This is a genomic window from Acidaminococcus sp. (assembly GCF_050873445.1).
Taxonomy (GTDB): Bacteria; Bacillota; Negativicutes; order Acidaminococcales; family Acidaminococcaceae; genus Acidaminococcus.
The window spans coordinates 25,415-39,193 of record NZ_JBNMIU010000006.1; the positions used below are offsets into that span (position 1 = coordinate 25,415).

The 13,779-nt window shown below is 56.5% G+C and carries 12 protein-coding genes and 1 riboswitch; all 12 genes read left to right on the plus strand.

Translation table 11 applies throughout. The annotated features are described in order from the left end of the window. Window positions 1-76 precede the first annotated feature (76 nt). Window positions 77-1,621 (plus strand): AbgT family transporter, encoded by a 1,545-nt coding sequence (locus ACR0QW_RS01980; RefSeq protein WP_432642052.1) that lies wholly within the window; start codon window positions 77-79, stop codon window positions 1,619-1,621. Between the two features lie 274 nt (window positions 1,622-1,895). After that, entirely contained in the window at window positions 1,896-3,452 is a 1,557-nt protein-coding gene (locus tag ACR0QW_RS01985) for an AbgT family transporter (protein WP_432642053.1), read from the plus strand. 216 nt (window positions 3,453-3,668) lie between these two features. Further along, window positions 3,669-4,505 carry an energy-coupling factor transporter ATPase gene (locus ACR0QW_RS01990; RefSeq protein ID WP_432642054.1) on the plus strand — a complete coding sequence of 279 codons (837 nt, stop codon included), beginning with the start codon at window positions 3,669-3,671 and terminating at the stop codon, window positions 4,503-4,505. Further along, window positions 4,490-5,353, plus strand: a complete 864-nt coding sequence (locus tag ACR0QW_RS01995) for an energy-coupling factor transporter ATPase (RefSeq protein ID WP_432642055.1) — start codon at window positions 4,490-4,492, stop codon at window positions 5,351-5,353. Before ACR0QW_RS01990 ends, ACR0QW_RS01995 begins: the two co-directional genes overlap by 16 nt. Then, window positions 5,347-6,153 carry an energy-coupling factor transporter transmembrane component T family protein gene (locus ACR0QW_RS02000; protein WP_432642056.1) on the plus strand — a complete coding sequence of 269 codons (807 nt, stop codon included), beginning with the start codon at window positions 5,347-5,349 and terminating at the stop codon, window positions 6,151-6,153. Before ACR0QW_RS01995 ends, ACR0QW_RS02000 begins: the two co-directional genes overlap by 7 nt. Continuing rightward, window positions 6,150-6,887, plus strand: coding sequence for a tRNA pseudouridine(38-40) synthase TruA (gene truA / locus ACR0QW_RS02005; protein ID WP_432642057.1), 738 nt, complete (start codon window positions 6,150-6,152; stop codon window positions 6,885-6,887). The genes ACR0QW_RS02000 and truA overlap by 4 nt, the downstream gene beginning before the upstream one ends. Before the next feature lie 139 nt (window positions 6,888-7,026). Further along, on the plus strand, window positions 7,027-8,931 hold the full coding sequence (locus ACR0QW_RS02010; protein WP_432642058.1) for a TonB-dependent receptor plug domain-containing protein: 1,905 nt from the start codon (window positions 7,027-7,029) through the stop codon (window positions 8,929-8,931). Window positions 8,932-9,258: 327 nt separating this feature from the next. Continuing rightward, window positions 9,259-9,371, plus strand: a riboswitch (FMN riboswitch). 82 nt (window positions 9,372-9,453) lie between these two features. Beyond that, window positions 9,454-10,572, plus strand: coding sequence for a bifunctional diaminohydroxyphosphoribosylaminopyrimidine deaminase/5-amino-6-(5-phosphoribosylamino)uracil reductase RibD (ribD, locus tag ACR0QW_RS02015; RefSeq protein ID WP_432642059.1), 1,119 nt, complete (start codon window positions 9,454-9,456; stop codon window positions 10,570-10,572). Continuing rightward, a complete protein-coding gene (locus tag ACR0QW_RS02020; protein WP_432642060.1) occupies window positions 10,557-11,195 on the plus strand; it encodes a riboflavin synthase in 639 nt (212 codons plus the stop codon). The genes ribD and ACR0QW_RS02020 overlap by 16 nt, the downstream gene beginning before the upstream one ends. Before the next feature lie 12 nt (window positions 11,196-11,207). Next, window positions 11,208-12,431, plus strand: a complete 1,224-nt coding sequence (locus ACR0QW_RS02025) for a bifunctional 3,4-dihydroxy-2-butanone-4-phosphate synthase/GTP cyclohydrolase II (RefSeq protein WP_432642061.1) — start codon at window positions 11,208-11,210, stop codon at window positions 12,429-12,431. Continuing rightward, the gene (gene ribH / locus ACR0QW_RS02030) at window positions 12,431-12,892 is read left to right on the plus strand and encodes a 6,7-dimethyl-8-ribityllumazine synthase (protein ID WP_432642062.1); all 462 of its coding nucleotides are present in this window, start codon (window positions 12,431-12,433) and stop codon (window positions 12,890-12,892) included. Before ACR0QW_RS02025 ends, ribH begins: the two co-directional genes overlap by 1 nt. A 9-nt stretch (window positions 12,893-12,901) precedes the next feature. After that, window positions 12,902-13,762 carry an Hsp33 family molecular chaperone HslO gene (gene hslO / locus ACR0QW_RS02035; protein ID WP_432642063.1) on the plus strand — a complete coding sequence of 287 codons (861 nt, stop codon included), beginning with the start codon at window positions 12,902-12,904 and terminating at the stop codon, window positions 13,760-13,762. Window positions 13,763-13,779 lie beyond the last annotated feature (17 nt).

Sequence of the window (13,779 nt, forward strand, 5' to 3'; positions counted from 1 at the left end):
TTTGATGTTTTGGCTGCAGCACAGCAATCCTATGCTGTGTGTAGTATAGAAAATCTTTTAAGGGGGTTGTCATTCTATGGTTGCAAAAAACGCAGCAAAGCAAACCTGGGTGGACCGTTTCCTGAATACTATCGAAACGGTATGTAACAAATTGCCGCCACCCGCTATCCTGTTCGTGGTATTATTCATAATTACGGCTGTAATCGGGGCCGGGCTCACATCCACCGGCTTCAGTCTGACCAACCCGGCAACGGGGAAGGCTGTGGTTTCCCAGAACCTGTTTTCCAAAGCTGGGGTCCAGTGGCTGCTGACCAATCTGGTCAAGAACTTCACCGGATTCGCTCCTTTGGGCCTGGTCATCACCATGACTATGGCCATCGGCTTCTGTGAAGAAGCCGGATTCCTGGAAGCCCTTCTCCGTGGTTCCATGAAAAATGTGCCGCCCAACATTGTTCCGTATCTGGTTGCTTTCCTGGGCACCTGCGGGAACATCGCTTCGGATACGGCTATGATCGTCATTCCGCCGCTGGCAGCCATTGTGTACATCGGGGTCAAGAAACACCCGGTCATCGGCATGATGGTGGGGTATGCCGGGGCCCAGGCCGGGTTTACCGCCAATCTTCTGGTGGCCGGTACCGACTCCCTGCTGCAGGGCCTGACAAACCAGGCCATTGCTGCATTCCTGGGTAAGGAAGGCGCCTTCGTGGTGGATGTAACCTGTAACTGGTACTTCATGTTCGTTTCCACCTTCCTGTGCGCTCTGGTCATCGGCTGGGTTTCCGTCCATATTATCGAACCTCGGTTCCCCAAATATGAAGGAGCCGAAATGGAAGACTCCAAAGTTGACATCACCCCTGTGGAAAAGAAGGGAATCCATCGGGCTGCCCTGGCCATGCTGCTGTACATCATCATTGTGATCATCGGTTTCAAGGCCCAGGTCCTGTCCAAAGACGGCGTGACTGTGGTCGGTTCCATGATGCTGAAAGGCCTGATCCCGCTGTTGTTCTTCCTGTTCTCCATCGGTGGTATCACCTATGGGTACAGCGTGGGCAAGTTCACCAAGATCAAGGACGTGAACGCCGCCATGGTAAAACAAATGAGCGGCATGGGTGCCTATGTGGTGTTCTGCTTCTTCTGCGGCCAGTTCCAGGGTTTGTTTAACTGGACCAAGCTGGGTACGCTGCTGGCTATCAGCGGTGCCAACTTCCTGAAGGATGTGGGCTTTACCGGCCTGCCTATGTGCATTGCGTTCATCCTGGTGACCGCCTGCATCAATATCTTCGTATCTTCCGGCTCCGCCAAGTGGGCCATCCTGGCACCGATTTTCGTGCCCATGTTCATGCTGATGGGCTATCACCCCGGATTTGCACAGTTACTGTATCGGCTGGGTGACTCCCCGGGTAACTGCTTCACCCCCATGAGTCCGTACATCTGGATGATCCTGAGCGTAGCCCAGGAAAAATACATGCCGGATTGTGCCATCGGTACGCTGATTGCCAATATGATCCCCATTGCTGTGGCTTTGCAGATCGCCTGGATCATCTTCCTGGTGGCCTGGGTCATGCTGGGCCTGCCCATCGGACCTGGTGTGGGTCTGGCTCTGCCGGCCGGGATCCTGTAACGGAACGATATCTGAAAAGGCTGTTGTACACTTCGTGTGCAGCAGTCTTTTTTTGATGGGATAATCATAGCATGTCCGTCTGAAATAGACTTTTCTTCAGAAAATAATTTAAATTCCAACAAATTTATTGGCCTTTTTGGTATAATGCAGGGGAACCCTTATAACAAATGCAACAAAAGATGGAAAACCCTGCTCCACCAAGCGCTTCACTCTTCCTGCCGGGAAAACAGGGGAGTCCCTGCAGTATGGAATGTACCAAGGAGGTTTCACATTCATGGCATCAAAAATGGCATCCCAGAATCCACCCAAAATCAGTCTGCTGGACCGGTTCCTGAACACGGTTGAACGGGTCTGCAACAAACTGCCGCCCCCGGCGATTTTATTCGGCATCTTGTTCATCATCACGGCCGTGGTGGGGGCAATCTGCACCCAGGCGGGGTTTGCCCTGGAAAATCCCGCCTCCCATAAGATCGTGGCATCCCAGAACTTCTTTACCAAAGCCGGCATCCAGTGGCTGCTCAGTACCCTGGTGAAAAATTTCACCGGATTCGCACCGTTGGGCCTTGTCATCACCATGACCCTGGCCATCGGGTTCTGCGAAGAAAGCGGCATGCTGGCAGCGCTGCTGCGGCGCTGTATGAAAAACGTGCCGCCCTCCCTGGTGCCGTTCATCGTCGCTTTCCTGGGGGTCTGCGGCAACATTGCCTCCGATACGGCGATGGTGGTGATCCCGCCCCTGGCGGCAGTGGCCTACATTGGCGTGCGGAAACATCCGGTAGTAGGCATGATGGTAGGCTTTGCCGGAGCGGAAGCCGGTTTCGGAGCCAATTTGATGATCGCCGGCACCGACTCCCTGTTGCAGGGTCTGACCAACCAGGCCATCGATGGCTTTTTCGGCAGGGCCGGGGTGTTCGCTGTGGATGTGACCTGCAACTGGTATTTCATGCTGGCTTCCACTTTTTTGTGTGCTCTGATCATCGGGCTGGTGTCCATCAAAGTGGTGGAACCCCGGTTCGGGGTTTATGACGGGCCAGGCTGCGATGAAGAACTGGGCGATGTGACGGAACTGGAGCGGAAGGGACTGAATCGGGCTGGTCTGGTGACGCTGCTGTACATCGCCGTGCTGGCGGCGGGCTTCTTCACCGGCATCCTGTCCAGGGACGGCCATACTTTCGTTGGGTCGCCGCTCCTGAAGGGGCTGATCCCGCTGCTGTTCTTCCTGTTCACGCTGGCCGGTCTTGCCTATGGCTTCACCACCGGTTCCTTCAAGACCATCAAAGATATCAACAAGGCCATGGTGAAGCAGATGAGCGGCATGGGTGCTTTTGTGGTGTTCTGCTTCTTCTGCGGCCAGTTCCAGGCTCTGTTCAGCTGGACCCATCTGGGTACGCTGATCGCCATCGGAGGGGCTGACTTTTTGGAGAGTGTGGGCTTTACGGGCCTGCCCATGTGCGTGATCTTTGTCATCATCACCAGTATCGTGAACATCTTCATGTCTTCCGGGTCCGCCAAGTGGGCCATCTTCGCACCCATCTTCATCCCCATGTTCATGCTGCTGGGGTACCATCCCGGTTATACCCAGCTGCTATATCGTCTGGGGGATTCTCCCACCAACTGCTTTACGCCCATGAATCCCTATTTATGGATGATCCTGAGCGTGGCCCAGGAAAAATACATGCCCAAGGCGGCCATCGGCACCCTGGTATCCAACCTGATCCCCATTGCCGTGGTACTGCAGATTGTCTGGATCCTCTTCCTTGTGATCTGGATGACCCTGGGGCTGCCCATCGGGCCGGGCGTGGAAATGGCCATGCCGACGGGGATCCTGTAAAAGAAGCAGCCAGACCGCCGTCGTGAGGGATTATAGGGAATCGTAGGGGTCTACCAAGATTTTTGCCGCAGGCAAAATATCGCCCGGTAGACCCGCCAGGCTCCGTTGTATTCGTAGGGGGCTATGAGGAAATGAATCTATATTTCTTCATAGCTCCTTTTTCTATTTGACTACATAGAGTAAACAAAGATATAATTTATCTTTATGGAGGTTGTTATGGAACCGATTATTGAAACCAAAAACCTGACCCATACCTATGTGGATGGGCAGAATCAGGAAATGACGGCACTGGATGGAATCAACCTGTCCATCATGCCCGGGGAATTCGTGGCCATCATCGGGACCAACGGCAGCGGCAAATCCACCCTGGCCCGTCATTTCAACGGCCTGCTTGCGCCTACCAGCGGTCATTGTCTGGTGGCGGGCCTTGATACAGCAAATGAAGAGAATCTTTGGCCGGTGCGGCAGACGGTGGGTATGGTGTTCCAGAACCCGGACAACCAGATCGTGGCCGCCATCGTGGAAGAAGATGTGGCCTTTGGCCTGGAAAACATCGGAGTCCCCGGTCCGGAAATCCGTCCCCGGGTGGAAAAAGCCCTGGCGGCAGTGGATATGCTGGAATATGCCAAACGGGCTCCCCACCGGCTCTCCGGCGGCCAGAAACAGCGGGTGGCCATTGCCGGGGTACTGGCTCTGGAACCCCGGTGCATCGTTTTTGACGAACCTACGGCCATGCTGGATCCACGGGGCCGGAAGGAAATCGTCAGCACGGTGCTGAAGCTGAACAGGGAAAAGCATATCACCATCGTGTACATTACCCATAAAATGGAAGAAGCCATCCTGGCGGACCGGATCATTGCCATGAAGAAGGGCAAAATTGTGCTCCAGGGTACGCCCGGGGAAGTGTTCACCCAGGTGGACCGGATCCGGGGCCTTGGCCTGGAATGTCCGCTGGCGGCCGAAGTAGCGGACGCCCTGGGGAAACAGGGCCACAAGCTGCCGCCCATCATTACCCATAAGGAGTTGTGTGAAGCATTATGTCCATCCAAGTAGACCATGTGTCCTATAGCTATATGATGCACACCAGCCTGGAAAAGAAGGCCCTGGATGATGTGAGCTTTACCCTGGAAAAAGGGGAATTCGTGGCCCTGATCGGTCACACGGGCAGCGGAAAATCCACCCTGGCCGAACACCTGAACGGCCTGCTCCATCCGGCCAGTGGCCGGGTGCTGGTGGACGGAGTGGACCTGGCGGCCAGTACGCCGGAAGCCCGGGCGGCCCGGAACCGGGTGGGTATGGTGTTCCAGTATCCGGAACACCAGCTGTTCGCCGAAACCATCTATGAAGATATTGCTTTTGGCCCCCGGAACCAGGGCAAGGATGAACAGGAAGTGGACCGGGCTATCCGCAGTGCCATGGAATTCGTAGATCTGGATTTCGATACCTTTGCCCAGAGATCCCCCTTCCAGCTGTCCGGCGGTCAGATGCGCCGGGTGGCCATCGCCGGTGTGGTGGCCATGGAGCCCGATTACCTGATCATGGACGAGCCCAGTGCCGGTCTTGATCCCATCAGCAGGGACAGCATCTTCCAGCAGCTGCAGAAAATCTTCAGCAAACGGAAGATGGGGGTGCTGCTGATCACCCACAGCATGGAAGAAGCGGCCCAGTACGCCAGCCGTCTGCTGGTCATGAGCGACAGCAGGCTGCAGCTGGACGGTCCGGCCCGGGAGCTGTTCACCCACGACCGGGAAAAGCTCCAGTCCCTTTCCGTGGATGTGCCGGAAAGCGTGAAGCTGGCAGACGAGCTGCGCCAGCAGGGCCTGCCCATCGAAGGGACGCCTCTGACGAAAGACGAACTGATCCGGACCATTGACAAAGCAAAGGGGTGGAAAGTATGCTGACCGATATTACGCTGGGACAGTACTACCCCGGTGAATCCTGCATCCATCACCTGGATCCCCGGACGAAGATCCTGGCGGTACTGTTCTATATGGTCATGGTGTTCCTGGCAGAGACGCCGCTGTCCTACGGCGTCCTGATCGGGTTCCTGGTGGTGGGGGCCATTCTGGCCAAACTGCCGCCGGGGCTGCTGCTGCGGTCCATCAAACCGCTCTGGATCATCATCCTGCTGACCATGGTGATCCATTTCGTCACGGATCCCGGGGAGGTCCTGTGGCAGTGGAAATTCATCCATGTTACGAAAGAAGGCATCGTGCTGGGGGTGAAGATGTCCCTGCGGCTGGTCCTGCTGCTTCTGGTGTCGTCCCTGATGACGTTCACCACCTCGCCCATCGTGCTGACGGACGGCATCGAATCCCTGCTGCGGCCCTTTAAGAAAATCGGGGTGCCGGCCCATGAACTGGCCATGATGATGACCATCGCTCTCCGGTTCATCCCTACCCTGCTGGAGGAAACGGACCGGATCATGAAGGCCCAAATGTCCCGGGGTGCGGATTTCACTTCCGGCAACATCATGAAGCGGGCAAAGAACATGCTGCCCATTCTGATCCCCCTGTTCATCTCTTCCTTCCGGCGGGCGGATGAACTGGCCCTTGCCATGGAAGCCCGGTGCTACCGGGGCGGAGAAGGCCGTACCCGGATGCACGAGCTGGTCTACGGCAGGAACGATGCCATGGCAGCCCTGGTGCTGCTGGCCCTGTTCGCCGTTATGTCATTTCTGAAATGGGGGCTGCCGGCATGACCCGTACCATCAAGGCCATCGTGGCCTATGACGGCACCAATTACCAGGGATTCCAGCGGCAGAAGAACGGGGTAGGGGTCCAGCAGGTGCTGGAAAAGGCCCTGACGGAAGTACTGCGGGAGCCCATCCTGATCAAGGCGGCCGGGCGAACGGATGCCGGGGTCCATGCTCTGGGCCAGGTGATTTCCTTCACCACCAGTTCACGGATTCCTCCGGAGAACTACCGGCGGGCCCTGGAGCCCCACCTGCCCCCGGATATCGCCGTACGGGAGGCATTCTGCGCTCCTGACGACTTCCACGCCCGGTTCGATGCCGTGGATAAGACCTACCAGTACAGGCTGCTGTATTCCCCCCTGCCCGACCCTACCCAGCGGAATACCACCTGGGAGTTCCGGGAAAAAGTGGATGTGGAACGGATGAACGAGGCGGCGGCCCTGCTGCTGGGAAAGCACGACTTTACGTCTTTCAAGAACCAGGGCAGCCAGGATACCTCCCCGGTGCGGACTCTGACGGAAGCCCGCTGGGTACAGGACGGGGATCTGTACACCTTTACCATCACCGGGGACGGGTTCCTGTACCGGATGGTGCGGAACATCGTAGGATGCCTGGTGCGGGTGGGCACCGGAAATTGGGACAAAGAAGATTTTGCCCGGGTGATGGCGGCTAAAAATCGGAAACAGGCCGGCATGGCTGCCCCACCGCAGGGATTGTATCTGATGCATGTAAGTTATTGAGAAGGGATTGCTTCGGCAGTTCCTTCTTTTTTGCTATTCATTAAAGCTATAAGAACCCATAACTTCAGCCTATTTGCGCTATAGCAAAAGATAGGGTAAACTAACAAATGAGTATTTTATAAAGAAGGGAAGTTTTAGAATGAAAGATGTGTGGAACAAGCGCCTGACTGCCGCTGTATTGACGGCTGTGCTGGGCGGCGGCACTTCCGTGGTATGGGCTGCGCAGCAGGCCAAGGCAGAAGAACCTGCCCAGGAAATCGTGATCACGGCCAACCGGCTGAAGAACCAGAAAGTGGATACGCCGGCGGATGTCACGGTGATCACCAGCCAGCAGATTTCCGACCGGGGATACCGCACCGTAACGGATGCCCTGGAAGACGTGCCGGGGGCACGGGTGATGCAGAACGGGGTCGGTGCCTATGAATCCCATATTATCCTCAATGGGGATGAACGGGTGCTGGTCCTGGTGGACGGCCGCCGGTTCAACAACAGCATGGGCAGTATGACCAAAGCTACTTTTGATGCCCATACCCTGCCTCCTGTGGACATGATTGAAAAAATCGAAGTGGTGAAGGGCGGGGCCTCCACCCTGTACGGAGCGGATGCCGTCGGCGGCGTCATTAACATCATTACCAAGACGCCGGAGGAAACCACCGGCAAGATCCGGGTGGGCTATGGCTCCTGGGGCAACCAGGACCTGGGCGTGTCCGTAGGCGGCAAAGTGGATAAGACAGGCATCCAGGTGGCCGCCAGCCGGAACAAGGCCTCTTATTTTAAATACAAGGACAAGAATGGGGATACGAAGAAATGGCCGGGCCAGTCCAACTATACCCAGGACAACCTGTCTCTGAAACTGACCCAGGAGCTCACTCCTTCCGATGGACTGACTTTGAACTATGACTACTCCAATATGGAAGGATGGAATCCGTCTGATGTAAATCACAATATTAAATACCTTTCTCATTTGAATAAGAAAACCAATAATGTGGGCCTGCGCTACGACTGGAACCGGGCTGCCAGAAATCATGGCTATTTACAAACCTATCGAAACTATACCAGTTACTATAATCAGGGTGGCATGGACGAAACTGACTGGGGAATCGAAGGTCAGCAGAACTTCGTCCTGTCCGACACCAACACCCTGGTAGGCGGTCTGGAATACCGGGATGCCAAAGCTCATAACGAAAAGGCCTATACAGGGAAGAAGGGGTATAACAACAAGGCCATCTTCCTGCAGGACCAGTGGCAGTTTGCACCGACATGGCAATTGAACACGGGTGTGCGGTATGATGACCATAGTAAAGCTGGTAACCGGACTACGGGCAGCGCTGCCATCAACAAGAAGTTCAGCAAGGACAGCAATGCCTACTTCTCCTGGAACCAGGTGTTCCGGACTCCGACCACAGATGATTTATACTACGATTATGTAGATCCTGATTATGGTACGAAATCTGTGGGGAATGAAAACCTGAAGGCTGAAACCGGGAATGTGTACAGCCTGGGCTATAACTTCAAGCTGGATCCCAAGACGGATGTAAGCGTCAATGGCTTCTACAGCAACCTGCACAATGCTATTAACTGGAAGTATACTAACTACGTTGGCTACGTTGAAAACATTGACCGGCAGAAGAAACGGGGCCTGTCCCTGTCCTTCGTTCATCACCTGAACAAACTGTGGGATGTGGACGCCGCCTATACCTACGTAAAGGTGGAGAACGACCGGAACGATGCCGGCTATGTACGGGACGACAACTATGCGCCCAACTACTACCAGGCCGGTGTACGGTATCACGACACCAAATGGAATCTGGATCTGCGGGGCCGGGCAGCCAATGGGCTGAGCAAGGCCAGCTATGGGGAACAGCGGTATTTGACCCTGGATTTCATCGCCCGGTATAAATTCGACCAGAACTGGACCGGCTTTGCCAACTTCTACAACCTGAACAACGCAGCCTATGCAGAACAGGGCGGCGTGGTGAACGGCCAGGACAGCTATCCCATGCCCGGCCGCCGCATCATCGTCGGGGCAGAATATACGTTCTAAAATATAGAACTGTCGGGCCGGGGACGGGCGCACCGGGCGACACGGCTGACGCCGGTTTTGGTACGCCCCTACGGCGTGAAAGCGAGTGTTCGATGCCGGTCCGTAGGGGCTTACCAAGGGTCCCGAAGGGATCCCGCCGGTAAGCCCATCCCTGGCCTCCCGCAGGGCATATTCATTCAAAGTCGGCGTCAGCTGGCTTCCATAGGCTAGTGACTGCGGACTAGTGACTCAAATCATTCATTGATAAGTGACTGGCTGTGGGCCAGTCACTTATTGCATTCCCTACAGTTTATGTTATAATAAAAAACGTAAAAACCTGATATCACACATTGTCTTTGGGGAGGGGCGAAAATCCCTACCGGCGGTAAAGTCCGCGAGCTTTGGCACGAATCGGTGGAATTCCGATACCGACAGTATAGTCTGGATGAGAAAAGACAGCGCTGGAATTTGCTGGTTTGCCGTGCTATCCTTCCCCGGGTGGCACGGCTTTTTGTTGAATCTGGAAAGAAAGCGGGTGAGTCTGTGACAGACGAAGAATACATGCAAATGGCCCTGGATCTGGCTGAAAAAGCCCGGGGCTGCACCAGTCCCAATCCTCTGGTGGGCTGCGTCATCGTAAGCCCTGAGGGCAGGATCGTAGGCAAAGGCTATCATCACAAGGCAGGCCAGCCCCATGCGGAGATCATGGCCATGCGGGATGCGGACAATCAGGTGGCAGGCTGCACGGCCTATGTGACGCTGGAGCCCTGCTCCCATACGGGCCGCACCGGTCCCTGCTGCGAAGCCCTGATCAAGGCGGGCATCAAAAAAGTGGTGGCGGCGGCCGATGACCCCAATCCGAAAGTTTCCGGCCGCGGGTTTGCCCGGTTGCAGGAAGCGGGCGTGGAAGTGGTCCGGGGCGTATTGGCCGACAAGGCTTATCGCCAGAATGAGGTGTTCATGCACTGGATGACCACCGGACGTCCTTTCGTGGCGTTGAAATACGCCATGACCCTGGACGGGAAGATCGCTACGGCTTCCGGGGATTCCAAATGGATCACCAATGAACAGTCCCGGACTTATGCCCATCATCTGCGCAGTATCTATGACTGCATCCTGGTGGGCAAGAACACGGTGCTCAACGATGACCCATCCCTGACCTGCCGACTGGCGGAAGGGAAGAACCCGCTGCGCATCGTACTGGACAGCCACTGCCAGCTGCCCATGGACCGGAAGGTGTTCACCGACGGGGCGGCCGAGACCCTGCTGGTGACTTCCTGCCGGGCGGATGCCGACAAGGTGGCGGCCTTCCAGAAACTGGATCAGGTCACCGTATGGCAGCTCCCGGAAAAACAGGGGACCCTGGATCTGGGCATCCTGCTGGACAAGCTGGGCAAGGCCGAAAAGACCAGCGTGCTGGTGGAAGGCGGCAGCCAGGTCCATGGCACGTTCATTGACCAGAAACTGGCCCAGCGGGTATATGCCTTCATCGCTCCCTGCCTCATCGGGGGGCGGCGGAACCTGACGGCCATCGGCGGCCGGGGCGCACGCACCATGGAGCAGCGGATGACTCTGCTGGAACCTCACTATGAGGCCTTCGGCACCGATCTGATGGTCACGGGTCTTCTGGAAAGGAGCTGGAGACCATGTTCACAGGACTGATCGCGGAAATGGGCAGGGTGGAAGACCTGCGGCGGGAACAGGATTCCTACCGGCTGACCATCGCTGCCGAAAAGATCCCGCCCCTGCTGAAAATCGGGGAAAGCGTGTGTTGCAACGGCGCCTGCCTGACGGTGACGAAGTTCGATCCTCATCAGTTCACGGTGGATGTGATGCCGGAAACAGCCCGCCGTACCACCATCGGTTCCCTGAAAAAGGGCGACCGGATCAACCTGGAACGGACCCTCCACATAGGGGACGGACTGGACGGCCACATCGTCAGCGGCCATGTGGACGGAGTGGGCACCATTACCCGGATCCGTCCGGAGGGCATCGCCAAAGTGACCACCATCAGCTGCGCACCGGAACTGCTCCGCCATATGGTGGAAAAGGGCTCCATCGCCATTGACGGCATCAGCCTTACCATTACGGAAGTGACGGATACCACGTTCTCCGTTTCCCTGATCCCCCTTACCGTACAGTGGACTACCCTGGGCTTCAAGAAGACCGGGGACAAGGTCAACCTGGAAACGGATATCCTGGGGAAATACGTGGAACGGATGCTGGAAAAGAAACCAACCGGGGGCCTCACCAAGGAAACCCTGTTTGAAAATGGATTTTTCTAAGGAGTGAAGGATATGGAAGAAAAATTTCAATTTGGAACCATCGAGCAAGCCATTGCCGATATCAAAGCCGGGAAGATGGTGCTGGTCACCGATGATCCCGACCGGGAAAACGAAGGCGACCTGATCATGAGCGCCGAATATGTGACCCCCGATGACATCAACTTCATGGCCACCCACGCCAAGGGGCTGATCTGCATGCCCTGCGACGGCGAGATTCTGGACCGCCTGCAGATGGAACCTATGGTGGCCAACAACACGGACAACCATGAAACGGCCTTCACGGTTTCCATCGACCATAAGGACACCACCACCGGCATCTCCGCCGTGGAACGGGCTTACACCATCAAGAAATGTGCCGATGAAAGCGCTCAGCCGGAAGATTTCCGCCGTCCGGGCCATGTATTCCCCCTGCGCAGCCGGGTGGGCGGCGTCCTGCGCCGTACCGGCCATACGGAAACCACTACGGACCTGTGCCGGCTGGCCGGCCTGAAACCGGTAGGCATCTGCTGCGAGATCATGAGCGATGACGGCACCATGGCCCGCACCCCGGAACTGATGGAATTCGCCAAGAAGTACAACCTGACTTTCATCACCGTGGCTGACCTGATCGCTTATCGGAAGAAGAACGAAAAGATGGTGCACCGGATTGCCGATGTGGCTCTGCCCAGCAAATACGGCACCTTCCGGGCCATCGGCTATGAAAACGACCTGGATGACAAATGCCATGTGGCCGTGATCAAAGGGGATGTGGCCGGCAAGAAGGACGTGCTGGTGCGTGTCCATTCCGAATGTCTCACCGGTGACGCCCTGGGTTCCCTGCGCTGCGACTGCGGTGACCAGCTGGCCACCAGTCTGCGGATGATCGAAAAGGAAGGCTGCGGCGTGGTACTGTATATGCAGCAGGAAGGCCGCGGGATCGGCCTGGCCAACAAACTGCGGGCCTATGAACTGCAGGATCAGGGACTGGATACGGTGGATGCCAACATCAAACTGGGCTTCAAACCGGATATGCGGGATTACGGAATCGGTGCCCAGATCCTGGCTGACCTGGGGCTGACCAGCATCCGCCTGATGACCAACAACCCGGCCAAACGGGCAGGTCTGTCGGGCTACGGCATCACCATTACGGAAACCGTGCCCATCATCATGAAGGACAACTGCTACAACCATCGTTACATGGTCACCAAACAAGTTCGGATGGGCCATGATCTGCATGAAAAAGTGGAGGGAAAATAATGAAGACTCTGGAAGGCAAACTGTTAGCGGAAGGTCTGAAAATCGGTATCGTGGTGGCTCGTTTCAACGAATTCATCACCAGCAAGCTGCTGAGCGGGGCAGAAGATACCCTGCTGCGGCACGGTGCCAGCGGGGATGACATTACCGTGGCCTGGGTGCCCGGTGCATTCGAGATCCCTCTGATCGCCAAGAAAATGGCCAAGAGCGGCAAATATGACGGCATCATCTGCCTGGGCGCTGTGATCCGGGGTGCCACCAGCCATTATGACTATGTGTGCAACGAAGTATCCAAAGGGGTCGCCCTGGTGAACATGGAAACGGAAGTGCCCACGGCCTTCGGCGTGCTGACCACGGAAAACATCCAGCAGGCTGTGGAACGGGCCGGCACCAAGGCTGGCAACAAGGGTTCCGATGCCGCCATGGCTGTCATCGAAATGGTCAACCTGACCCGGGAACTGTAAGAGGTGCCCATGGAAGATGTATTAGTCAAGGCGACGGCCGGGGATGCCCGGATCTATGCCGTGACCACCACCCATCTGACCCAGCATATGAATGAAATCCATCACTGCAGTCCGCTGGCGGCTGCGGCGCTGGGCCGGACGGCGGCCGGTGCCCTGCTTCTGGATGCGACCATGAAGAGCGGTGAAGCCGTTACGGTGCGGTTTAAGGGGGACGGCCCCCTGGGACAGGTCATGGCGGACGCCAGGGATTATACGGTGCGGGGCTTTGTGATGCATCCGGAAGTCATGCTGCCCCCTAAGAACGGCAAACTGGATGTAGGCGGCGGTGTGGGCCATTACGGCACGGTCACCGTCACCCGCTGCCCGCTGGTGGGCAAACCTTTCACCGGGGTTTCCACCATCAAGAGCGGTGAAATCGCGGCGGACCTGACCCGGTACCTGGCGGTATCGGAACAGACTCCTTCCAGCGTGGCCCTGGGCGTGCTGATCGAAAAGGACGGCTCTGTGAAAGCAGCCGGAGGCTTCTTTGTGCAGCTGCTGCCCGATGCGGCAGAGACCACCATCAAGACCCTGGAGGACAACATCCTGACCCTGCCCTATGTGACGGAACTGCTCCAGACAGGCCTGGACGCCGAAGGCATGATCCGGAAGGTGGCCAAGGGCCTGGATGTGGAGATCCTGGAATCCCATCCCGTTTCCTTCCACTGCAGCTGCAGCCGGGAAAAAGTAGCCGGCATGCTGACCGGGCTGCCGGAAAAAGATTTCGACGAACTGCTGCAGGATCCCAAGACCGAGGTCCACTGCCAGTACTGCAACCAATCCTACGAATTTACCCAACAGGAATTGAAAGAATTGAAACAGAAAGCTTGACTTTACGAACAGACGTT

Bases quoted from the DNA above. Each gene is read 5' to 3' on its own strand.
- ACR0QW_RS01980 (WP_432642052.1), top strand. From the start codon at position 77: ATGGTTGCAAAAAACGCAGCAAAGCAAACCTGGGTGGACCGTTTCCTG.
- ACR0QW_RS02000 (WP_432642056.1), top strand. From the start codon at position 5,347: ATGCTGACCGATATTACGCTGGGACAGTACTACCCCGGTGAATCCTGC.
- ACR0QW_RS01990 (WP_432642054.1), top strand. From the start codon at position 3,669: ATGGAACCGATTATTGAAACCAAAAACCTGACCCATACCTATGTGGAT.
- truA (WP_432642057.1), top strand. From the start codon at position 6,150: ATGACCCGTACCATCAAGGCCATCGTGGCCTATGACGGCACCAATTAC.
- ACR0QW_RS01985 (WP_432642053.1), top strand. From the start codon at position 1,896: ATGGCATCAAAAATGGCATCCCAGAATCCACCCAAAATCAGTCTGCTG.
- ribH (WP_432642062.1), top strand. From the start codon at position 12,431: ATGAAGACTCTGGAAGGCAAACTGTTAGCGGAAGGTCTGAAAATCGGT.
- ACR0QW_RS02020 (WP_432642060.1), top strand. From the start codon at position 10,557: ATGTTCACAGGACTGATCGCGGAAATGGGCAGGGTGGAAGACCTGCGG.
- ACR0QW_RS01995 (WP_432642055.1), top strand. From the start codon at position 4,490: ATGTCCATCCAAGTAGACCATGTGTCCTATAGCTATATGATGCACACC.
- ACR0QW_RS02010 (WP_432642058.1), top strand. From the start codon at position 7,027: ATGAAAGATGTGTGGAACAAGCGCCTGACTGCCGCTGTATTGACGGCT.
- hslO (WP_432642063.1), top strand. From the start codon at position 12,902: ATGGAAGATGTATTAGTCAAGGCGACGGCCGGGGATGCCCGGATCTAT.
- ACR0QW_RS02025 (WP_432642061.1), top strand. From the start codon at position 11,208: ATGGAAGAAAAATTTCAATTTGGAACCATCGAGCAAGCCATTGCCGAT.